The following is a 22066-nucleotide window of genomic DNA, read 5'->3' on the forward strand; positions in this document are numbered from 1 at the left end:
AGGAGGTGCCGGCTCATGACGATGGACATGTCCCGGTACCTGGGCCTCTTCATCTCGGAGGCCACCGAGCACCTGGAGGCGCTCGGGCGGGACCTCGTGGCGCTGGAGCGCGAGGCCACCGCCAGCACCGTGGACTCGATGTTCCGGCACGCCCACTCGGTGAAGGGCATGGCGTCGTCCATGGGCTTCGAGCCCATCGCGATGCTGGCGCACCGGGTGGAGGACCTGGTGGACGCGGTGCGGCAGGACCGCAAGCTCCTGGACCGGGACCTGGTGGACCTGCTGCTCAACGCCGCGGACACGCTCACGGCCCAGGTGCGCGCCGTCGCGTCCAACCGTGAACCGGAGCAGGCCGAAGGGCTGCTCAAGCAGCTGGGCACCCGCGTGGAGGCGCTCACCGGGCATGCCCCCGCCACGACCCGCGTGGCCCAGGTCACCGTGCTCAAGTCCTCGACGCCCGGAGACGGCGGCGAGGGGGCGGGCGGCGGTGAGGGGCCTGACGGAGCCTCGGGTTCGGGGACGCCGGGCGGTTCCGCCGGGCCTGCCTCCGGCGCGGGCGGTCCGGGCAGCGCCTCGGGAGCCGGTGCATCGGGCGCGGGAACCCCGGGCAGTGCGGCGGGAGCCGGTGCGTCGGGCGCGGGAGCTCCGGGCAGCGCGTCGGGAGCCGGTGCATCGGGCGCGGGAACTCCGGGCAGCGGGGCAGGAGCCTCGGGAGCCGGTGCGTCGGGCGCGGGCGGGGCGGGAGCCTCGGGAGCCGGTGCGTCGGGCGCGGGCGGGGCGGGAGCCTCGGGAGCCGGTGCGTCGGGCGCGGGAGCTCCGGGCAGCGCGGCGGGCGCGGGAGCTCCGGGAGGTTCCGCGGCTTCGGCCTCGGGCGCCTCCGCGTCGGACGGGACCGGTGGCGCTTCGACTCCAGGAGCCACGGGGACGGGGGCTCCGGCGGGGGCTTCCGCCGCGATGGTGTCCTCCGCGCAGACGGTGATGCCGCCGGCCACCCTGATGCCGCCGCGCGACCTGAGCGGCCCGGAGGCCCTGTACGGCGCCCCCATCGCGCGGGCCCTGGCGGCGGTGCCGGAGGGAGACCCCGCCGCCTCCGTGGCGACGCTCGCCACGGGCCTCAAGGCCGTCGCCAGCGTCGCGGACGGCAAGCCCGGCACGCCCCGCTGGTCCGTGCGGCTGCGCATCTCCCCCACCTGCCAGGTGCCCGGCGTGCGCGCGTTCCTCGTGCACAAGCGGCTGTCCACCCTGGGCACGCTCGTGGACCTGCGGCCGCCCCTGGAGGAGCTCAAGGCGGGCCGCATCCCCGACGGCTACATCCAGGTGGACGTGGAGACCGGCGTGGGCGAGGCCGGCATCCAGACGGCCCTGCGCAACGTGGCCGAGGTGGAGGTCGTCTCCGTCGCCCCCTCCGTCCCGGAGCCGCCCCCGCTCCCCGTCGCCGCGCCCGCGTCGGACGCCGCGCGGGGCGCCACCGCGGACGCGGGCTCGCGCACGGTGCGCGTGCGCACGGAGCTGCTCGACTACTTCCTGGACACGGTGGGGGAGCTGATGCTCGCCACCGCGCGCCTGCGCGAAGTGGGCAAGGTGCTGCCGGAGAACACCCGCCCCGCGCTGGAGGAGGGCGTCTACCGGCTGCACACGCTGGTGAAGGACCTGCACGACAAGGTCATGAGCGCGCGCATGACGCCGCTGTCGCTCATCACCGACCGGCTGCCCCGCGCCGCGCGCGACCTCGCCCGCCGCAAGGAGCGCGAGGTGGAGCTGGTCATCACCGGCGCCGAAATCGAGCTGGACCGCGCCATCCTCGACGAGCTGGCGGATCCGCTGCTGCACCTCTTGCGCAACTGCATCGACCACGGCCTGGAGTCGCCGGAGGACCGGCTGGCCGCGAAGAAGTCCGCGCGCGGCCGGGTGACCGTCACGGTGCGCCGCGCCCGCGACCGCGTCATCATCGACATCGAGGACGACGGCCGGGGCATGGACCCCGCGAAGCTCAAGGCCGCGGCCCTCAAGCGCGGCCTCATCACCGAGGACGCCGCCCAGCGCATGGCGGACCGGGACGCGTTCCTGCTGTCGTGCCTGCCGGGCGTCTCCACCGCCAAGGACATCACCGACATCTCCGGCCGCGGCGTGGGCATGGACGCGGTGAAGCGCGTGGTGGAGAGCGTGGGCGGCACGCTCGAAATCGACAGCGAGCGCGGCCGGGGCACCGTCTTCACGCTGCGCCTGCCGCTCACCGTGGCCGTGGTGCACCTGCTCCTGGTGGAGGTGGGCGAGGAGGTGTTCGGCCTGCCCATCGCCAAGGTGGTGGGCGCCACGGAGGCGGACCCGCAGGCCCTGAGCAAGAGCCGGGAGACGGCGCTCCTGCCCCACGGCAACGGCCTGTTGCCGGTGCATGCCCTGGAGGTGCTGCTGGGCGTGCCCGCCGCGCCGAAGCCGGGCTTCCGGCCCTTCGTGGTGATGGAGGGTGACGCGGGCACCGGCAAGGTGGCGCTGGCGGTGGATCGCCTCCTGGGGCAGGAGGAAGTCGTACTCAAACCCTTGTCCCGCCCCCTGGACTTGCTGCCGGGATTGTCCGGCGTGACCATCCTGGGCAGCGGTCGTCCCGTGTTCATCCTGGACGTCCCGAGGTTACTGACCGCGTGAGCCCCCCCCTGCCCAGTGACGCGCAGCTCGACGCCCTGCGCGAGGTGGCCAACATCGGCTGCGGACATGGCGCCAACGCCCTGGCCCGGCTGGTGGGTGGCCGCGTGGACCTGTCCGTCCCGGAGGTGCGCGTCACGGACGCGGCCCACGGCCCGGCCCTCTTCGTGGACGACGCCCCGGCCGTCGCGGTGCGCCTGGGCATGACGGGCGAGCTGCGCGGCGCGCTGGTGCTCACGCTGCCGTCCGGGGACGCGGAGGCGCTGGAGTCCGCGCTCGTGCGAGGCCACCCCGCGTCCCCCGAGGAGCGCGAGAGCGCCCTGGCGGAGGCCGCGAACATCCTGGCCAGCGCGTGCCTGTCGGCCATCGGGCGGCTGACGGGCTGGCGGCTCTTGCCCTCCGTCCCCCACCTCCAGCGGGGGCCCGTGCGGCCGGTGCTGGCGGGCGTGCTGGGCGACGTGGAGCCCGGGCCGGGCGTGGTGCTGGCGGCGCGCTTCGCGGCCACGGGCCCCACGAACCTGGGCGGCCAGATGCTGCTGGTGCTGGAGCGCGGGAGCGCCCAGGCGCTGCTGTCCCGGCTGGGCCTGTAGTCCGCCGCCTGTCGTCCGCCTGGAGGACCGGGGGCGGCTGGGGTAGACGGACGCCATGGACGAGAAGGCGCTCAGGGCCCTGCTGGGCCAGGTGAAGACGGGCAAGGTCAGCCTGGACGACGCGGTGGGCAAGCTGAAGGACCTGCCGTACGCGGAGCTGGGCTACGCGACGGTGGACACGCACCGCAACCTCCGGTTCGGCTTCCCGGAAGTGGTGCTGGGCGAGCCCAAGACGGTGGAGCAGCTGCTGGGCATCGTCGGTGCGCTCGTGGAGCGCAAGCAGACGGTGCTGGTGACGCGCCTCCAGCCGGAGAAGGCGGAGGCCCTGGTGGCGCGCTTCCCCAAGGGCCAGTACCACCCGGTGGCGCGCATCTTCCACCTGCCCCAGCGCAAGGTGAAGGCGGGCCGCGTGGCCATCGTGACGGGCGGCACCAGCGACATCCCCGTGGCGGAGGAGGCCGCGCTCACCGCGCAGGCCATGGGCGCGGACGTGCGGCGCGTCTACGACGTGGGCGTGGCGGGCATCCACCGGCTCCTGCGCCGGCGCGACGAGATTCAGGAGTGCCACGTCGCCGTGGCGGTGGCGGGCATGGAGGGGGCGCTCGCGAGCGCGCTGGGCGGCCTCGTCGGCATCCCGGTGGTGGCGGTGCCCACGTCGGTGGGCTACGGCGCGAACCTCGGCGGCATCTCCGCGCTGCTCTCGATGGTGAACTCGTGCGCCTCCAACGTGGCCACGATGAACATCGACAACGGGTTTGGCGGCGGCTTCTACGCGGCGCTCATCTCCCGCACGAAGGGCCGGAGCTAGCGCGCCATGCGACGCATCCTCTACCTGGAGCCCGTGGGCGGCATCGCCGGGGACATGTTCCTGGCGGCGGGCATCGACCTGGGCGTGTCACCGGACGCGCTGACGCAGGCCCTGTCCGGCCTCAACGTGCCGGGCTGGAAGCTGGCGGTGTCGCGCGCGGTGCGCCACGCCATCAGCGGCACGCACCTGGACGTGGTGCTGGACGCGAAGGAAGCGCACCCGCACCGCGCCTACGCGGACATCCGCCAGCTCATTGAAGCGGCGCCCACGCTGCCGGAGCGCGCGAAGGCGCGGGCCCTGGCGGTGTTCCGCGCCATCGGCGAGGCGGAGGCGAAGGTGCACGGCGTGTCCATCGACGCCATCCACTTCCACGAGGTGGGCGCGGTGGACTCCATCGTGGACATCTGCGGCGCCGCGGTGGTGCTGGAGCTGCTGGGCGACCCGGAGGTGCACGCCGCGCCGCCGCCGCTGGGCAGCGGCACCATCCGCGTGGCGCACGGCCAGATGCCCATCCCCGTGCCCGCGACGCTGGAGCTCTTGCGCGACGTGCCCGTGCGCTTCGAGGGCGTGGGCGAGCTGACGACGCCCACGGGCGCGGCGCTGCTCAAGGTGCTGACGAAGATTGGCCACCCTCCGGACTTCATCGTGGAGAAGGTGGGCTACGGCGTGGGGACGAAGGACTTCCGCGACCGGCCCAACGTGCTGCGCGCGTCGCTGGGTCGCGTGGAGAGGCAGGCCACGGAAGGGCTGTGGGTGGTGGAGGCGAACCTGGATGACGCCACGCCGCAGCTGCTGGCGCACCTGGTGGAGCGGCTGCTGGAGGTGGGCGCGAAGGACGCGTGGGTGGCCCCGGTGGTGATGAAGAAGGGCCGGCCGGCGCACCTCCTGGGCGCGCTGGTGGAGGGCGGCCTGCGAGAGGCCGTGGTGGACGTGCTCCTGAGTGAGTCCACGTCGCTGGGCGTGCGCTACCACCGGGTGGAGCGCCACGCGCTGGAGCGCGACTTCGTGGAGGTGGAGACGCCCTGGGGCAGGGTCCGCGTGAAGCGCGGCCTGCGCGACGGCCGGGTGCTCAACGCGCACCCGGAGTTCGACGACTGCGTCCGGCTGGCCCGCGCGGCCGGGGTGCCGGTGAAGCAGGTGATGGCCGCCGCGATGGCGGCCCTCACGCCCTGAGGTTCGGGACGGGGCCTGGGCCTACGCCGGCCGCGCCAGCGCGATGACACCGAAGGCCGCGCCGCCGGGGTCGGCGACGATGGCGATGCGGCCGTAGGGTGAGTCGAACGGCTGCATGAGCACCTTGCCGCCCTTGGCGGTGACGGTGGCCGCGGCCTGGTCGGCGTCGGCCACGGCGAAGGTGGTCATCCAGTGGGCCGGCACCTCGGCGGGCGTCTTGTCGTCCAGTTGCATCACGCCGGCCGTCTCACGGCCGTCCTTCTTCACGACCCAGTACTGCATCCGCTCATCCGGCATCTTGTCCGCGGTCATGCCGAAGAGGTCCTTGTAGAAGGCCACGGCCTTCGCGCCGTCGCGCGACTTGGCCTCGTGCCAGGCCATGGCGCCGGGCTCGTTCACCAGGCCCGCGCCGTTGAACAGGTTCGGCTGCCAGAAGCCGAAGGCCGCGCCGGTGTTGTCCGTACAGACGGCCATGCGCCCTGCGTCCATGACGTCCATGGGCTCCATCATCACCTTGCCGCCCAGCTCCTTCAGACGGGCGACGGAGCGGTCCACGCTCTCCACGGTGAAGTAGGTGCTCCAGGCCGGCGGAAACGGCGCGTCCTTGGGACGCGGCATCATCGCCGCCACGTGCTGGCCGTTCTTGCGGGCCATCGTGTAGTAGCCGTTCTCCTTGGTGCCGGGGTCGAACGTCCAGCCGAACAGCGCCCCGTAGAAGTCCTGGGCCTTCTCCAGGTCCCAGGCCGCCAGATCCACCCAAGACACCGTCCCCGCAGCGTGCTTCGTCATCGCAGGCATCGTCGCTCCCCTCGCAGTGCGGCCCCGGCGGCAGACCGGGGCTACCTGCAAGGTAACAGCGCTCGGGAGGGATACTGAAAGGAATTTCAGTGCCGCTTTGTGTCAACGAATGGGCTGACGCGCGAGCCCCTGCGCGAACGCATCCGTGTTGCCGGGGGCCACGCACACCGGCAGGCCCTCCACCGCGCCGCACTTCGCGCCCGCGTCCAGGAAGGGCCGCAGGTGCTCCGGCAGCACCACGTACGCGGTGCTCGCGTCCAGGCCGCCCGGAGGCAGCGGCGCGTGGCACTCCGCCGTGAGCGCCTCCGGCGTGCGCGACGCGTAGCCGCTGTTGAACGTGAGCTTCAGCCGGTACGCCTGATACGCCAGCGCGTTCACCAGCGGCTCGTCGTAGCGGCACACCCACTGCACATGCGGTGGGAAGAGGGCCAGGTGCTGATAGGAGCCCTTCAATGCGTCCCAGTCCGCTGACCTCAGCCGCTGGAAGCGCACGGGCTTGAAGAGGGCGCTCTTCTGTTCGCGCACGTCGTACGCCTGAAGTGCCAGCGCCACCGTCAGCGCGGCCACGGCGACTGCGGGCACGCCGCGCCACAGGCGCACCACGCACAGCACCGCGCCCACGACGAGCAGGTAGTGCAGCGGCCAGACGAAGCGGCCGGACGCACGGAACGCGTTCGTCATCTTCGCCAGCGGCGCGTACAGACTGCCCAGGTCCGCCACCGGCTGGCCCAGCCACGTCACGCGGGAGGACAGCGCGTACACGGCCATGAGCAGGACCACGACGGCCGCGGGCAGCACCCGGCGCCAGTCCAGCGCGCGCGCTTCACGCCAGCGCGCTAGCAGGCTCACCCCGGCCAGCACGATGAGCAGCAGCGCTCCCGCGCCCAGGTAGCCGAAGCCCTCGCCCTGTCGGGGCCCGGCGGGCAGGTCCGGCAACACGCGCGACCACCCCATCGGGTTCACCAGCGTGGCCAGGTCCGCGGAGAACTCCCCGAAGCCCTCCGCGCCCAGCCCGCTGCCGCCGAAGTAGCCGAAGAGGGCGAACAGCACGACGTCCAGCGCCGCGATGCCCGCGCACGCCGCCGCGACGCGTCCGGGGCCGGGTTTCCGGCTCCAGCCGAGCCGCACCCCGAGCGTCAGCGTCAGCGGCATCAGCATGGCCACCCAGTACGGATGGGTGCCCGCCGCGATGGCGTTGAAGAGGGCGGCGAGGCCCAGGCTCCGCGTCGCGGTGCGCGCGTCCGGGACGTCGCGCAGGTTGAGCCACAGCAGGGCCAGCAGCAGCCAGTGCGCGCACAGCGTGGGGTGGCTGAAGCGCGCCGCCATCACCGGGGACAGCGCCAGCAGCGTGCCGCCCAGCACCATGGGCACCGGACGCGGGGACACCGTCTCCACCAACCGCGCGCCGAAGTAGCCCATCAGCGCGTAGCACAGCGCCAGCCACGGCCCGGTGTACTGGAAGTCCACGGGCAACAGCGGCGAGAGGGGCTTGAACAGCACCGCCAGCCACGGGTTGCCGTCCGTGAGCGCCACCGACGAGCCGTACGGGTAGAAGTGGTTGGGCGCCGCGCCCAGGGGCAGCGTCCAGTCCGCGTTGCGGAAGAAGAGCCAGCCGAAGATGTGCGCGGCCCAGTCCTCGCGCATCATCCAGTCGATGCGCGTGGGCGGCAGCACCTGCCCGCCGCCCAGCCACAGGAACCAGCCCACCCCGCCGAGCACCGCCAGCGCTCGCGCCACGACGAGGGCCCGGTGGGAGGAGGACGCAGGGGGCGGGGGACTCAGGGAGGGGACGGACTCGCTCAAGGCGCGGCGACTGTAGGCGCCGGCTTCCGTACCCCGCAACCGCCCGCTTCCCGCGCGGACCTCAAGGGCAGTAGTGCGCGTAGCTCAGGCCGCGCGTGACCTTCGGCAGGCCGCCGCCCGCCGGATAGGTGTAGTGCGCGTAGGAGAGGCCCACCTGGACCCGGCCCTGGTCATCCACCTGGAGCGAGGAGGGACCGGGAAGCGCATTCCCGCCGTCCAGCGTCTCCAGGACGAGCGGCGGCGTCGTGGCGACGGGGTCCGTGCCGTACAGCGCCTTCACGACCAGCCGGCTGGCGCTCCCGTTCACGTTCGCGTCCGGGTCCGCGTCGTCCAGCAGGGCGTGACGGATGTTCGGGAAGAGCGCGCTCCGCGTCAGCGCGGGCCCCCGGCTCCGGAAGGCGCCCAGCCCGTACGACTTCCAGCCGCTGTCCTCCTTCACCCACAGCCACGCCCCCTGGTCGTCGGAGCCCAGCAGGGAGGGCCGCCCCGTCGCGTCCACCTCCAGCGCGATGCGAAGGCGCGGCGAGCCCGTGGGCAGCCACCAGCTCAGCGGCTCGGCGGCCCAAGTCCCCGACACGTTGCTCGCGTACACGACCTGGCTCTGCGCGCCGGACATGCGTGCGAACACGAAGTGCACGTGGCCGTTGGCATCCACGGTCATCCGCTCGCGGTCGCCCACGGCCCCGACCTCCTCCAACACGGCCTGGCTCCAGGTGCCCGTGGCGGACTCGAAGCCATACAGGTAGCCCACCAGGGGGGCGGGCCGGGCGATGAGCACGTGGGGCCGGCCCTCGGCGTCGAGCGCGATGGCGCTCGCCCAGCCCCTCTCCAGGTACGAGAACTCCCAGGCCCCGTTGGCATCGGTCGCGTAGCCGACGTGTTCTCCGTACTGGTACAGCACGTGGTGCGTGCCGTCCGGGGCCAGCTTCATGTGCACGTCGAAGCCGGTGGTCCACACGTTCTCCACCCGCGCTGGCGCGTCGCCCGGCCGGGTGGTGCCCACGTACAGGTGGGCGTCCTTCGAATAGGCGTAGTGGCCCACGCCCTGCGCGTCGAAGACGAACGCGGTGGCGAGCGAGTCGATGTTTTCGTCCAGCACCTGCGCCGTCCAGCCCGGTCCGGCGCCGCACACGCCTCCGTCCGTGCCCGCGTCGGGGTCGCCGCCCGCGTCGCCCGCGTCACCGGTGCCCGGACCGGCATCCTCCCCGGCGTCGGGTTGGGTCACCACGACCTGCACGCAGGTGCCGGCGGCGTTCCGGGTCACCTTGCCCTGCCCGGGGCCGGAGACCCCATCCGTGCAGATGGGGTCGCAGCCGGCCAGCAGGATCGCGGCCACGGCGGCGCTCGACAGCGCGGTGTGCACGAGGAAGGAACGGGACACGGGAGGACCGTCAGGGCTCGAGGTTGGCGCTTGCGGGGCGCGACACCAGCGCACCCGCGCGCGGACACGGCCGGGCCCGACGGCCCGCGTCCGCTAGCGTCGCAGGGAGATTTCCAGGCCGTACTGCGGATCCATCCCGGTCTGGCCGTTGGCGGTGACGCGGTCCATGCCCACCTGGGCGGACAGCCGCAGGGGCATGCCCCCCAGCCGCCCCATCACGCCCGCGGCCACGTGGCCGGTGAGCAGCGCGGGGTCCGCCTGACGGAAGCCCGGCGCCGTGAGGCCCAGGAGCCCCCAGCCCAGCCCCACCTCCGCGAACAGCGGCGTGCTCGCCGGGGCCTGCAATCCCAGCAGGCCCTCCACCGTGAAGCGGTGCAGTCGGATGCCGTCCCGGGCCGCGAGCGGCGTCACGCCGTACGCCCCGCGCACGCCGTAGTAGAGCAGGTGCAGCGAGGACGACGGCGTGCGCCACGACAGGCTGGGCCCGGTGGCGAACTTCGCCAGCCCCAGCGGCGAGCGCCCCGCGCCCAGGCCCAGCTCCAGCTTCGACGTCCAGTCGGACGGCGCCGCCACGGCCAGCGGGGCGTGCGCCCCACCGACGACGGGCGGCTGGAAGGGGTGGCTGAAGTCCACCGGCACCAGCCCCACGGCGGCGACGTACTCGTCGTAGAAGGACCGGTCCAGCGGCACGGCGAACAGGCCCTGGCGCAGCGCCTCCTCCGCGGGACCGCGCTCCTGCAATTCACGCGGGCGCAGCTCCGGCGTACCCGAGGACAGCTGCGCCAGCGTGACGCGCGCCTCCGCGTTCGGCGCGCGCACCCAGTACACGTCGCGCAGCGGCAGGAGGATCTGCGTCCACTGCTGCTGCGAGCGCCGCACGTCCACCAGCCGCTGGCCGTCCGCGTCCTCCACGGAGAGGCGCGCGTACTCGAAGCCCGCGGGGAAGGTGACGGAGGGGCCCTCCGGCGCGGGGCCCACCAGCGGGCGGCGGGGCTCGGCCGTGGGCGCGAAGGCGTTGACGGACAGGCGCGCGGGCATGCCCTTCACGCCGTGCAGCGACGCGGCCACGAACGCGGCCAGCTCGCTGTACTCCACCTGCCCGTCGCCGTTGATGTCCGCGCCGCCCAGCAGGCCGGAGCGCGCCACGTGGCTGAAGACGCCCGCGCGGATGCGGGACCACTCGTGCGTCTCCCCGTCCTCGCTCTCCGCGAAGAGGGCGCCCACGTGCGGGCGCGACGCCAGTTGCTCGCGCGCCAGCACCCCGCGCAGCTCCGCCAGCACCGCCGCGTCGGGCGTGCCCCCGCGGCTGCCCACCACGCCGGAGGCGCGGCACGCATCCGCGATGACGTGCACGTAGTCCGCGCCCAGCGGATCCACGACCTCCGCGTAGAGGCTGGTCCGGTCCAGGCGCGCGTCGGCGAGCGTGAAGTAGGCGCGCCCCGCGTCGTCCGTGTTGCCGTGGCCCACGTAGACGATGAGCACGTCCGTCTGGCGGCCCGCCGCGTGGTCCGCGAGCGCCGCCGCCTGCAGGTGCTTCACCGCCTGCTCCACCGCGGCGCGCGTGGGGGCCCGCGCGTCCTTCAGCACCAGACTGCCGCCCTTGCGCGTGGGCTCGTCCGGATCCACCAGCAGCGTGGTCTCCACGCCCAGCCGCTTGAGCGTCTCCGCCCACAGCACGCCGTCGTCGTCCGCGTAGCGCAGCGGCGCGAGCGCCGGGTCGTCACTGCCGTTGTGGGCGATGACGAGCGCGCGCCGGACGGTGTCCGCGAATGCCTCCGGAGCCGCCACCAGCAGGGCCGCTCCCAGGAGCACTTCCAGCTTCTTCATGGAGAATCCTTTACCCGGACCTCCTGCCTGAGCACCACCACCCCCTCCGTCGTCCCGTCACGCAAGGCCGCCAGGGTGGCGTCCGGGTGCTCGGAGAACGTCGCGGTGACTTCCGCCATATCGGAGTCCGCGGGCAGCGCGACCGTCAGCTCCAGGGGGTGTTCCTCGCCGGCCTTGCCGCTGAGCGGGAAGGGGCCGCTGACCTCTTCGTGGCCGCCGGCGCGGACGCGCACCGCGACGTGGGTGTAGGGCGGACGGGCCCCCGCCGCGAAGGCGAGCGTGGCGCCCGGGGTGCACGCCGTGCCGGTGCGCAGCTCGCGCAGGGACTGGCCGGGCGCCGCGCAGAAGACGCGCAGGACGGGCTGGGCCAGCGGCGCGGTGGGCGGCGTGGGGTCATGCACGGCCCCCCGCGGGCTCCACTCGGGTTCGGCGGGGGCGGCGGGCCCGGTGGGGCCGACGGACGCGGGCGTCACCACCACCGCCAGGAAGAGGGCCGCGAGCGTGGCGCCGAGCACCGCCAGGGTGGGCCACCGCGCGGGGGCGGAGTCCGCGGGGGCGGCGGCGGTGAGGGCGGCCTCCAGCCCCGCGGCGGTGAGCGTCTCCAGCTCCGTGGAGGTGGGCGTGTCCGTCTGGCCGGACTCGAAGACGCGGTGGGCGCGGGCCCACTTGTCGTAGCGGGTGCCGCAGCGGGCGCAGGCGTGGGCGTGGCGCAAGAGCCGCGAGGATTCGGGGGCGGACAGCTCCCCCAGGGACCAGCGCGTCAGCCCCGCGTCCACATGTCGTTCGTACCACTTCATGGGAGGCTCCCGAATGGGATGGCGCACAGCAGGGCCAGGGTGGCCAGCAGGGCGCCCAGCTGCAGGCGCCCCGGTGCGACGTCACTGTCCAACCAGCCCGAGTCCTTCAGGTGTTCGGTGAACTGCAACCGCAGGCGGCGCTCGCGCACCCGCACCTCGCCGCGGGTGAGCTTCAGCTGGTCGGCGGCGGACTCCTGGGACAGGCCGTCCATGAACCGCAGCTGCGCCAGGGCGCGCCCTTCGGCGGGCAGGGCCTCCAGGAAGCGGCGCACGATGGAGCGGACCTCGGCGCCCAGGGCCTCCTCCTCGGGGCTCTGGCCCTCCGTGGGGGCGTGGGCGAGCTCCGGCGCGTCATCCAGCGGGATGGCCTCGCGGGCCACGCGGCCGGAGGCGCGCATCAGGTCAATGGCGGTGGAGCGGGCGACGGTGAGCAGGAAGCCCAGGTAGGGGCGCACGCCGTCGTAGGCCTGGCGCATGTGGGGGCGGAAGGCCCGCACGAACGTCTCCTGGTGGGCGGCGTCCAGGTCCAGGGGCGTGAGCGCGAGGGAGCGCGTCCCGGTCTCCGAGTGCACGGAGAAGCGCCGCGACAGGTAGCGGAGCACTTCCGGCGAATAGGTGCGGTAGACCTGGGTGAGCACGGCGGTGTCACCCCGGCGGAAGGCCTCCAAGACTGACCGCTCTGTTCCTGGCAGCACGCGGAAGGCTCCGTCCAAGGGCCCGGCCGGACCCCTTCTGAAATGAGATACGAAATGACCCGGAAAATCCGGTCGTCGCCACACGCACGGCGCGCGTTTTCTTGAGCCCGGGCCCCGGGGTTGTTGCGAACGCGGATGTAGGCCTCCGGAGCCAAAGGCCACGGGTTCGAATCCTGCATCGAGCGTTGGGGAGGTTCGCGGAAGCTTAGACGCTGAAGCGTCGCCCTGCCCGCGGACAAGAAAGTGTCACCGCGGGTGACACAATTGCCATGGACCCATCACCTCATCATCCTGAGCGAGGCGAAGCCCGTCCAGACGCGCGAATCGACCGCGACATGAAGAAGCCGCACGAGCGGCCCTCGATCGGCGTGCTGCTCTGCGCGTCGAAGGACGACGAGGTCGTCGAGTTCGCGCTCGCGCGCACGACGTCGCCCACGCTCGTCGCCGAGTACCTGGGCCTCGCGACTTGCAACGACAGCCCTGGAAGTGGCAACCCGGCTACGACGTCGGTTGGGTCCCCAATAATGGGCACGCGGCGATACAGCATGCTCGCCGCGACCCTGGTACGTCACGTCTACGGGAACGCGTCCACCACGGTGTAGCCCGCGGTCCGGGGAAGGAGCGCGGCACCGGGCTTGGAGCCCGTCTCCCTCGGCCAGAAGCCATCGTCGTTCCCGAGGCCGAAGCAGACAGGATAGGTGCGGCCGTCAGGCGTCTCCGCTCGCGTGTAGCGGCCCCTGACCCGTTCTCCCCCTGTCCACAGCCGTCCGTAGAGAAGGGTACCCTTCGGAAGACCGCCGTATGCCTCCTCCTGGACGCTGACGATGTCGCCGTCGTGCACGGCAATCATGTCGGCATCCAGCCGGTCGGGATAACGGATGTCGACCGTGATGGTGACCTTCGCATCCCGCCGCAGCTTCAGCGCCTTCATGGCCTCCAGCGCTTCCGTGGGGCATCGCTGGGGCTTGGGCAACACCTGCGCACCCGAGCAAGCAATGAGGGTTGTCGCCGCTCCGACAGCCCACGTGCAGCCGCGTGACAGCGAACGTCCGCGGACAGGTGGGTCCTGCTTCAAGGGAATGCTCATGGTGTCCTTCTCCGGCGGGAGCGGCGCAGGGGAAGGAGGGGCCGCTCCGGAGGCGGCAGCTTGGTCGGGCCCAGGCGCCCGCGCCACGGAAGGCAGGGACGGGCGAACGGGCGCATCCCCGCCGGACCTTGAAAAGAGTCCCAGGCCCCATCCCAGACAGGCCATGGCCGCCACACATGCGAATGCGACGGCCCCCTGACGCCACAGCGCCCGCAGCGTCTGTCGGCGGCGCACCGTGCTCGCGGCGAGGATGTCCTGGGCCTGCATCCGCGCGACATGGCGGGGAAGCCGGCGACGCAGCTCGCGGGCTTCGCGAAGGCGTTCGATCCGGTCCAGGCGCTGAAGACGTGCGTGCTGGAGCGGCACCTCCTGACCCGGAGCCACTGGCCCCGCCATCCCGGGCGCCTCCTGCGTCGTGCGTGAGGAATCAGAGGCAGGTGTGGCCCAATCGAACAGGGGCTGGTCCCAGGTTGCATCCGCATGGGCCAGGACCTGATGCAGTTCGAAGGCCAGGGCGGAGGCGCTCGGAGGCCGTGCTTCGGGCGCGAACGCGAGCAGGCGGGTGACAAGCGAAGCCAGTGCCTCCGGCACCAGCGGGTTGGGCCATGCGCGTTCGGGGCCTTCCCCCTCCAGCGCGAGCGCCGGATAGCTGTCGGTCAGCAATCGATGGAAGGTGACGCCCAGTGCGTACAGCTCATCCGTCACGCCGTAGCGAGGACACTCCTGCGACGGCACCGCCATTCGCCAGCGGTGGAGCTGGGGACTCAAGTAGTGAGCCGTGCCAGGAGGCAGTTGGCCTGTTCCGGTCAGAGGCTTCGCTTCGGGATGCCAGCCCGCACCCCAATCCAGCAGGGTGAGCCGTCCACCGGGCTGGACGCGGAGGTTGTCCCCTTTGACGTCGCGATGCAGGACACCCTGCTGGTGCGCGAAGGCCAGAATCTCCACGGCCTGGAGGAGCAATGCGCCCACTTCGCGGGCTGTGGGGTTGCGCGTCCGGGCCCATTCGTAGAGCGATTCGCCGTCCACGAGCCCCATCACCAGGAATGGGTAGCTCCCGGAGCCTGGCCGCCATGCCCCGGCCTCCACGAAGCGAGGCACTCCCGGATGCCGCAGGCGGGACAGCACCTCCGCTTCGCGTGAGAACCAGGGGCTGTCGGGTTGGCGTGCCAGCTTCAGGGCGTACCGCTTGCCGCGAGGACGGTGCTTTGCATGAACGACGTAGACCGTGCCGTACCCGCCTGACGCCACTCGACGGAGGACGCGCCAGGGACCGATGGGGGTACCCGGAGGAAGCGCATCCACCATCAGCAGCAACGATGGTCGGGCAGGGCCATGGGCCTTCTGCGCGGGCTGGGTGGATGGAGGATGCTCAGGCCCGGCCTGTTCGCCGGGCGTTGCCTCGGGCGGGCTCATGGCTCCACCTCTTCCCAGCGGACGCCGCGTTCGCCCTTCGCGTCCAGCAGCTCCAGGGTGAAGTGCGTGCCAGGGGGCAGGTCCGGAAGCGCGTGCCATTCCACCACCACGGTGGCTTGCTCCCCGGGCGCCAGCTGCTTCACCTGCATGAGCAGAGGGAACTCACGGGCCGGCAGCGCGTTGGGCCCGCGCGGTGTCATCCGAGCGAAGCCCGGTATCCAAGGGGCACTCCCCACGGCGTTGATCAGCGAGGTCGACAGGGCACGGGTGCTCGCCGTGCGGTAGAGCACATGGGGGCCTTTGGCGGTCATGCCCGGGCTCAACGAAGGCTTCGGGAGGTGCTCCACCGCGACACCTTCACGGGTGACATCCCCCATCAACACCGCGCCGCCCAGTCCACGCAGCGCGCACTGCGCACGCAGCGTCGCGAGCCCCGCCTCGGTGAGCGCGCACCGGGCCCGCAGGTCCGCGAGCTCCTTCCCCAGGTCCTGCGCGGTGCGCCCCTGTCGGAACACCTCCACCTGGGAATCCACCTCCGCCGCCACGGTCGTGAGCACGAGCGCCACCTGCGCAGGCGCACCCGGCCCCGCGAAGCGCACGGTGACCACGGGCTCCTTTCCGGCGGGGACGTCCATGGCCGCCTTGAGCACGAGGACGTCCTCATGCACCGCCACGCGGGAGAAGAAGGGCGCGAGCACGCTCCGGTCCACGGACTCTGGAACGATGGGCGCATCGAAGGTGACGGTGGTCACTTCATGGGCGGTGACATGCAGTGCATGCAGCACCGGAGGGTCCTCCGCGCGCAGCGTGAGCTGCCGGGCCTTGCGCTCCCGCACCGTGGGAGTCCGGGACTGCGCCACCGCCGTGGTGCCCATCAGGACCGTGAGCACCAGGGGAATGACCGAAGCGGACAGCGACATCACGGGTCACCTCCATCCTTCAAACCTAACAGATAGGGGTGACACGCATGGAAGTCCACGGGCCTGGGAAGCCCGGACGCAGCTGCAAGGAGAAGGAAAAGCCAGCCTACCTCAAGCGTCCTTGAGAGAAATACCTACCTGGAGGTCGTCTACGACCGCCGCCCCGTCTTCCGGGCGAAGTACGCGCGGTTGAACGTCCCAAGTCCCCACATGCGCGGGTCGTCCGGGAACTCCGCCTTCGCCAGCGACTCGTCGCTCTGTTCCCCGAGCCAGCGGATGAACTCGTCACGAGACGCGAAGGTCTGCTTCGCCTGGGAGTGCCCCTGGATGTACCGGAGCCCATGCGCGTACGAGCCGTCCCCGGCCCTCCACAGCGCGCGGGACACGCCGTCGCGCGGATCCACGGTGATGGACAGGTCCGCCCCCGCATCCATCAACTCCGCCACCCGCTGCGCCAGCGCGCGTCCGTAGTGCCGTGAATCGAAGTGGGCCTCCGCGCGGGCCCGCTCTTTCGCATCCTGTTGCCGCTGTACCTCATCCATCCACTGGACGCGGGGTGCCGCATGCGCGTCGCAGACGATGGACAGCGCGATGTCCCCCAGCCCGGGAGCCGACGCGTGATACCGCCGCATCAGCTCCTGGACCTGGGCGCGAGGTGCCTCCGGCAGCGACCCGAACGTCAGCGCGCCGTCCGGCGCCGTGAAGATCAACGTGTCGTCATGAAGCGTGCCCTGGTGCTTCAACGACGCGGACAGCTCAAGGCGGGTCAGCCCACGGGCCTTGAGTTCGGCGCGCAGCCAGCGGACGACGTCGGAGTCTTCGGTCAGCAGGGAGGACATGGTTTGGGCCGGGACTCTCGCACGGCGTGCCCCGCCCTGGCCCGCATCGAAAGCCTGACATTCCTGTCGCGCTTCAGGGCCATTCCCACGCTCCACGCCCCTCGAAGCCGGGGCGCCCGCATCAGGGAGCCCCTGGCCGCGCGCTTGCAGTGCGTGGCGCCGCCAACCTCCAACGCCGTCGGACGACGGCCCTTCTCCCTGGACGACATGACTGCTCGACACTTCATCGCATCGCTGGTTCTGGCCTCCTGCCTGGGTGCACTGCCGGCGGCGGCGCAGGAGCCCTCGAACTCCGGGCTCGCGCTGGGCGTGCGCGGCGCCTTTGGCATTCCGGTGGGCGACGCCGGCACGGACCTCTCGCTGAAAGACACGTTCGGCAGCACCGTGGCGCCGCAGGTGGACGTCTCCTACTTCTTCAACCGGCAGCTCTCGCTGGGCGCCTATTTCCAGTACGGCATCGGCTCCGGTCCCGGTGACGAGTGCTCGGATGGAGTGGACTGCAAGAGCAAGGTCCTGCGCTTCGGCATCGACCTGGACTACCACTTCCGGCCGGCCGGTTTCGTCTCGCCCTGGGTGGGCGTGGGCGTGGGCTATGAGATCGGCTCGCTGGAAGTGGGCGAAGGGGCGGGGAGCTCCTGGTTCAAGCTCGAGGGCTATGACCTGGGCCACGCCCACTTTGGCGTGGACCTCCAGCTCACCCGCTCCATCGCGGTGGGGCCCTACATCTCCGCGTCCGTGGGGCAGTACAACAAGGGCACGGTCCGTCTGGGCAATGCCGCGGAAATCAGCGACGACCTCTCCAGCGACGCGAAGCAGATCCACGTCTGGATCCAGCCGGGCGTGCGCGTGCAGTTCCGGCTGTAGTCACCACCGCGAAGCCCTCACGTCTCCGACGAAGGAGGCGTGGGGGCGGGCAGGGGATAGAGGACGCGGTAGTCGATGCGGTGGTGGTAGGCCGCCAGATACGGCGCCCCCGCGATGTCGATGACCACCTGCTGGGGCGGCGTGGGCTGCTGGTTCATCCACGCCTCCGCCTCCGCCTTCGTGGCGAAGGACAGGCCCGAGGGCGTGAGCCTCTGGTCCGCCATCTCCTGGAGATAGAACTCGAGTCGAGGCTGACGACCCAGGCCTCTCCACCCGCTCGTGGGATTGAAGAAGACGGAGAAGTACTCATCCGCCACCAGGATGGATGCAAACGACGGTGGACGTTTCTGGGCCATCAGCCAGGCATCGGCATCCTGCCGGGTGTCGAACCGGGCGATGGCCAGAGGCGGCGCGTAGGCCTCCAGGTTCCGGACGTAGTCCTCGAAATCGGCGGCCTGCCCTGTCGCGTCGATGAACTGGATGGCAGCCGCGGCGGTGCGCATCGCCTCTTCGCCCCCAGGAGTCTTCGGGGCATCGTCGAGCAGGACGCGCCCGAGCACTTCAATCTGGTCGAAGAGGCTGGTCATGGACGGGTTTCCGCAAGAGGGAGGACGGAAGCACTGTCGTGGGCTGTCATGAGCAACGCTGGGGCCAGGATGATCAGCCCCGCGCTCGCGGAGACAACAACAAAGGCGACCCCTGCGATGACGATGACGCTGCCCACAAGCAGGGATTCGCGGTGGCGGCTCGCCCAGTCAGACAGTGCCTCGGTGGAGGACAACTCCTGGGGACGAAGCTTCTCCAGTTCGAGGCAGTCCTTGTAGGCCGGCTCGCACTGCCTGACGCAGTGGTCATTCTTTCCGCCCGTGCCTCGCGGGATGCGGACATGGCCATATCCACGAGGCAGAGGAGTGCTCATACACTGCTGGATGCACTCGACGTTCTCCGCATCGCAGTCCCGCACGGAGCGCGCGGTCCGCACGATGCGCCGGCCCTCGGGCGCCCTCACGTAGGGGGCGAGGTCGAACTCCCCCGCCGGCCGCCACTCCTGGGTGAAGCTCCCATCCGGGGCCTCCCGCAGGAGCAACACCCGCCGGGGCAGCTCTTCCTGTGAGGGCGGAGGCACCGCCGCGCGGGTGGCTCCACAGGCCGCGAGCCACAGGCACAGCGCCACGGCCGTGACGCCCCTCCCGACCTGAGCCCCGACATGCATCCTTCCACCCAAGCAGAACCCCGGGTGGAAGTCATGTCACCGCGAACCGCTCAGAACGCGGAGCCGTTCGCGCGGTAGCCCGGGGTCGACGCGTAGAGGTAGCCCCCCACGTTGTAGCAGAGGTCCCAGCTCCCCGTGGCGCTCCTGTCCGGGGAGCGGTTGAACGAATAGCCCTGGGTCACGGTGACGTTGGAGCTCTGGTACGAATGGCTGTCCTGCACCGTGCCGTCCGCGCGCACCAGGTACACCGCGTCGCCCGCGCCACCCTGGTTGACGCCCTTGTCGAACCGCAGCCCGTAGCCACCATTGTTGGCATACGTCGCATACGTCGCCCCCACCGGCACCGCGGACACCCCCGAGTACACCACGTACGCCTTGCCCGCCGGCAGCACCGTGCCCGTCACGAACGTGTGCCGCGCCGCCTCCACGCCCGAGTACGACTTCGCGTCGTGGATCTTCCAGCCACTCAGGTCCACCGACCCTGGACCCGCGTTGTAGATCTCCACGAACTGCTGGTCGTAGTCCGGCGTCGTCCCGCCCCCGGGCGGCGGGTAGGGCTGCGGCAGGTACTCGTTGATGAACACCGTCTGCGTCGGCCGCGTCATCGTGAACGCTCCGTCGCTCACGTCCGCCACGTCCGCGCGCGCCGCGTCCGCCACTCGCACCCGCGCGGCCGTGGAGGACTCGCTCGGCACCGTCCACGTGTAGCGCCCGGTGGACGCCGCCACGTTGGACGCCACCGTGCGCCACACCGTCCCGTCCAGCGTGTACGTGAGGTTCACCTGCGACACGTTGCTCGACGTCCAGGTGATGTTGAACGTCGTGCCCGCCTGCAGCGTCTCACCGCCATTGGGCGCCGTGACCTTCACGCTGCCCGCCTGCGCGACCGAGCCGAAGTTGAACCGGCTGAAGATGGGGTAGTGGTCCGACGTGGTGTTCTTGTAGCTGACGATGTTCGGCCTGAGCACCTCCGCGGAGTTCGCCACGTAGTAGGCCGCCAGCTCGTTGGTCACCAACTGGTGGTCGATGAACTGGCTGTTGCTCACCGTCGAGCGCTCACCGGACTCCGACAGCGGCTGGGTGAGGAACTTGTACCGCGCGGAATCGCTCACCAGGTTCGCGTACGGCGACGGGTTCGGCGTGTAGATGGACGCGTCCACGTCGTCGTTCCAGTCGCCCAGCACCATCACGTTCTGCGTCGGCAGGGACGTGTCCAGGTAGCTCTTGAGGCACGACGCCGCGCCCTGGCGCCGCGCGTACGAGTCCGCGTCCGCGTACGCCTTCATGTGCAGCACCATCACCGTCAGGTCCACCTTCGCGCCGCCGCGGATCACCTTCAGGTCCACGCGCAGGGGCGGCCGGTAGGCGAAGTCCGACGCGCACTCCGTCAGCACGACGTTCGAGTTCACCAGCTCCACCGCGTCCGTCTTGTAGAGCAGGCCCACCTTCTGGTCCGTCGTGCCGTAGGGCCACTCGCTGGCGAGCAGGCCGCTGTAGCCGGAGAGCCCCGCCTTCAGCGAGTTGAACGCGTCCACGCCGACGATCTCCGCCACGCCCAGCACGTCCGGCCCCGCGTCCGCGATGACCGCCGTCGCGTTGGCCAGCTGCAGCGCCTCGTCCGTCGGTCCTTCGGCGGTGGAGCCGAACCACTCGATGTTCCAGTTGCCCACCTTCAAGCCCACCGCCGTCGGCTGCGTCCCGCCATCCGTCCCGCCGTCCGTCTTCGTCCCGCCGTCCGTCTTCGTCCCGCCGTCCGTGATGGGACCCCCGTCGGGCAGCTCTCCCGACTGGGTTTGCACGGGCAGCTGGATGACCGCCTCCGCGTGCGCCCCGTTGGCGTCCTCCACCCGCAGCGTGAACTCATACAGTCCCGGACCCTGCGGCGTGCCGCTCAGCACCCCGTCCTCCGTCACGTCCAGGCCCGGCGGAGTCGCGCCTCCCTCCTGCGACCAGGTCAAAGGCGGCGCGCCCCCCGTGGCGCTGAAGGTGAAGGTGTAGGCGCTCCCCTCTTTCACGGCCGGCAGCGGCGAGCCCGTGGTGATGGCCGGCGCCGGCCACACGCGCAACGCATAGCCCCGCGTGTGCTGGATGCCCTTCGCGTCGCGCACGCCCACCGTCATCGTCCACTCGCCGGGCGTCGTCGCGGGCCCCACCAGCCGCCCGGTGTCTCCGTAGAAGGAGAAGCCCGGCGGCACCTGGTCCACGGAGTACGTCAGCGGCGCCGTGCCGCCCGTCGCCGTGAACAGCTTTTCGAAGGCCGCGCCCACCGTGGCCGCCGGCAGCGTCACCTGGGGCAGCACCGGCCCCGCCGACTCCGGCTCCTGCGAACCACAGGCGGCCAGCGTGACGAGGGAGGTGACGAGGACGAGCGACGCGAACGCTCGGAGGGACCGGGACGACATAGAGGAACGCTCCAGCACCGGGCCCGCCCCAACGCGGCCTTCCCGGAAGAGGGCACGCACCTTAACGTGTCTGGCAGCCGACTGTCGCCAGCTCCCCCGCTTGCACCCCGGCGGAGCCCCTGACGCACTGCCACACGGCAATGGATGGCGCGCTCCGCCGTCCTTCACGGACAGCGCGGAAGGCTTTGCGCCCGGTCCGCACGTGCAGTTGGATGGGTTCGAGCAGACGGAGGAGACGCGTCATGGCCGAGAAGTGGGACAGGCAGTTGATGGACTTCCTCAAGCGCACCGGCGAGGACCTCAAGCGCACCACGGACGACCTCCGCGGCGAGGCCGAGCGCCTCCTCAAGGAAGTGAAGGATCCGGAGAAGCAGGCCAAGGTGAAGGAGGGCCTGGTGCAGCTGCGCACCTGGGCCGCCGCCACCACCAAGACGGCCGCGGACAAGATCGAGACCGCCGTGCGCCGCGTGGAGACCTCCGTCGAGGAGGCCTTCAAGCCCGGCTCCAGCGCCAGCCCCGGCTCCACCCCTCCGCCCGGCGAGGCCGCCAGGGCCGCCCCGGCGCAGGAGGCCGCCCCCAGCCGCCCGGCCCGCGCGAAGACCGCCGCCAAGCCGAAGGCCGCCGACAAGTCCATCGGGCGCAAGAAGACTGCGGGCGCTCCCGCCGCCCCCAAGGGCGCCCGGGCCGCGAAGAAATCAGCTTCCAAGAAAACGTTGGGCCGCAAGAAACCCGCGCCCGGGGCGTGAAGTTCCGTTCCCCATGAAGTCGCGCCTGCCCGCACGCCGGGTACGCGCCTCCTCCTCGGGTCCTGTTGGA

General features: G+C 71.7%; 19 protein-coding genes. 7 read left to right on the forward strand and 12 right to left on the reverse strand.

The window, feature by feature from the left end:
* Positions 1 to 15: 15 nt before the first annotated feature.
* From AABA78_RS11085 to larC, 4 genes are read left to right on the forward strand one after another with little or no spacing between them, the layout of a single operon-like run.
* Positions 16 to 2643: a chemotaxis protein CheW gene (locus AABA78_RS11085; RefSeq protein ID WP_338262927.1), complete on the forward strand. Its 2628-nt coding sequence runs from the start codon at positions 16 to 18 to the stop codon at positions 2641 to 2643.
* The gene (locus AABA78_RS11090) at positions 2640 to 3230 is read left to right on the forward strand and encodes a chemotaxis protein CheC (RefSeq protein ID WP_171421466.1); all 591 of its coding nucleotides are present in this window, start codon (positions 2640 to 2642) and stop codon (positions 3228 to 3230) included. The genes AABA78_RS11085 and AABA78_RS11090 overlap by 4 nt, the downstream gene beginning before the upstream one ends.
* Positions 3231 to 3285: 55 nt before the next feature.
* Positions 3286 to 4038, forward strand: coding sequence for a nickel pincer cofactor biosynthesis protein LarB (gene larB / locus AABA78_RS11095; protein WP_338262928.1), 753 nt, complete (start codon positions 3286 to 3288; stop codon positions 4036 to 4038).
* A 6-nt stretch (positions 4039 to 4044) separates the two neighbouring features.
* On the forward strand, positions 4045 to 5211 hold the full coding sequence (larC, locus tag AABA78_RS11100) for a nickel pincer cofactor biosynthesis protein LarC (protein WP_338262929.1): 1167 nt from the start codon (positions 4045 to 4047) through the stop codon (positions 5209 to 5211).
* 21 nt (positions 5212 to 5232) lie between these two features.
* Here the strand turns inward: larC and AABA78_RS11105 are convergent, their stop codons facing one another.
* From AABA78_RS11105 to AABA78_RS11130, 6 genes are all read right to left on the reverse strand, one after another.
* Positions 5233 to 6000: a VOC family protein gene (locus AABA78_RS11105; protein WP_338262930.1), complete on the reverse strand. Its 768-nt coding sequence runs from the start codon at positions 5998 to 6000 to the stop codon at positions 5233 to 5235.
* A 111-nt stretch (positions 6001 to 6111) separates the two neighbouring features.
* A complete protein-coding gene (locus AABA78_RS11110) occupies positions 6112 to 7812 on the reverse strand; it encodes a DUF6311 domain-containing protein (protein WP_338262931.1) in 1701 nt (566 codons plus the stop codon).
* A 61-nt stretch (positions 7813 to 7873) separates the two neighbouring features.
* The gene (locus tag AABA78_RS11115) at positions 7874 to 9193 is read right to left on the reverse strand and encodes a hypothetical protein (protein WP_338262932.1); all 1320 of its coding nucleotides are present in this window, start codon (positions 9191 to 9193) and stop codon (positions 7874 to 7876) included.
* Positions 9194 to 9286: 93 nt separating this feature from the next.
* On the reverse strand, positions 9287 to 11020 hold the full coding sequence (locus AABA78_RS11120) for a caspase family protein (protein ID WP_338262933.1): 1734 nt from the start codon (positions 11018 to 11020) through the stop codon (positions 9287 to 9289).
* Positions 11017 to 11817, reverse strand: coding sequence for a hypothetical protein (locus tag AABA78_RS11125; protein ID WP_338262934.1), 801 nt, complete (start codon positions 11815 to 11817; stop codon positions 11017 to 11019). The genes AABA78_RS11120 and AABA78_RS11125 overlap by 4 nt, the downstream gene beginning before the upstream one ends.
* Entirely contained in the window at positions 11814 to 12485 is a 672-nt protein-coding gene (locus AABA78_RS11130; RefSeq protein ID WP_338262935.1) for an RNA polymerase sigma factor, read from the reverse strand. The genes AABA78_RS11125 and AABA78_RS11130 overlap by 4 nt, the downstream gene beginning before the upstream one ends.
* A 296-nt stretch (positions 12486 to 12781) precedes the next feature.
* Here AABA78_RS11130 and AABA78_RS11135 point away from each other — a divergent pair, with 296 nt between their 5' ends.
* A complete protein-coding gene (locus tag AABA78_RS11135; protein WP_338262936.1) occupies positions 12782 to 13114 on the forward strand; it encodes a PDDEXK nuclease domain-containing protein in 333 nt (110 codons plus the stop codon).
* On the opposite strand, the gene AABA78_RS11140 is transcribed toward AABA78_RS11135, so the two are convergent.
* The 3 genes from AABA78_RS11140 to AABA78_RS11150 form a co-directional block, all read right to left on the reverse strand.
* Entirely contained in the window at positions 13087 to 15012 is a 1926-nt protein-coding gene (locus tag AABA78_RS11140) for a serine/threonine protein kinase (RefSeq protein ID WP_338262937.1), read from the reverse strand. The genes AABA78_RS11135 and AABA78_RS11140 overlap by 28 nt on opposite strands.
* Positions 15009 to 15932, reverse strand: coding sequence for a DUF2381 family protein (locus tag AABA78_RS11145; protein ID WP_338262938.1), 924 nt, complete (start codon positions 15930 to 15932; stop codon positions 15009 to 15011). The genes AABA78_RS11140 and AABA78_RS11145 overlap by 4 nt, the downstream gene beginning before the upstream one ends.
* Positions 15933 to 16081: 149 nt before the next feature.
* Positions 16082 to 16771 (reverse strand): hypothetical protein, encoded by a 690-nt coding sequence (locus tag AABA78_RS11150; RefSeq protein WP_338262939.1) that lies wholly within the window; start codon positions 16769 to 16771, stop codon positions 16082 to 16084.
* Positions 16772 to 16978: 207 nt separating this feature from the next.
* On the opposite strand from AABA78_RS11150, the gene AABA78_RS11155 reads away from it, so the two are divergent.
* On the forward strand, positions 16979 to 17635 hold the full coding sequence (locus AABA78_RS11155) for an outer membrane beta-barrel protein (protein ID WP_338262940.1): 657 nt from the start codon (positions 16979 to 16981) through the stop codon (positions 17633 to 17635).
* Between the two features lie 17 nt (positions 17636 to 17652).
* Here the strand turns inward: AABA78_RS11155 and AABA78_RS11160 are convergent, their stop codons facing one another.
* The 3 genes from AABA78_RS11160 to AABA78_RS11170 form a co-directional block, all read right to left on the reverse strand.
* Positions 17653 to 18222, reverse strand: a complete 570-nt coding sequence (locus AABA78_RS11160) for a head protein (protein ID WP_338262941.1) — start codon at positions 18220 to 18222, stop codon at positions 17653 to 17655.
* Positions 18219 to 18809, reverse strand: a complete 591-nt coding sequence (locus AABA78_RS11165; RefSeq protein WP_338262942.1) for a hypothetical protein — start codon at positions 18807 to 18809, stop codon at positions 18219 to 18221. The genes AABA78_RS11160 and AABA78_RS11165 overlap by 4 nt, the downstream gene beginning before the upstream one ends.
* A gap of 89 nt (positions 18810 to 18898) precedes the next feature.
* On the reverse strand, positions 18899 to 21250 hold the full coding sequence (locus tag AABA78_RS11170; protein ID WP_338262943.1) for a lamin tail domain-containing protein: 2352 nt from the start codon (positions 21248 to 21250) through the stop codon (positions 18899 to 18901).
* A 242-nt stretch (positions 21251 to 21492) separates the two neighbouring features.
* Here AABA78_RS11170 and AABA78_RS11175 point away from each other — a divergent pair, with 242 nt between their 5' ends.
* A complete protein-coding gene (locus AABA78_RS11175; protein ID WP_338262944.1) occupies positions 21493 to 21996 on the forward strand; it encodes a transcriptional regulator in 504 nt (167 codons plus the stop codon).
* Positions 21997 to 22066: the final 70 nt, after the last annotated feature.

Origin of the sequence: Corallococcus caeni (assembly GCF_036245865.1) — a bacterium.
In the GTDB taxonomy this organism is placed as follows: domain Bacteria; phylum Myxococcota; class Myxococcia; order Myxococcales; family Myxococcaceae; genus Corallococcus; species Corallococcus caeni.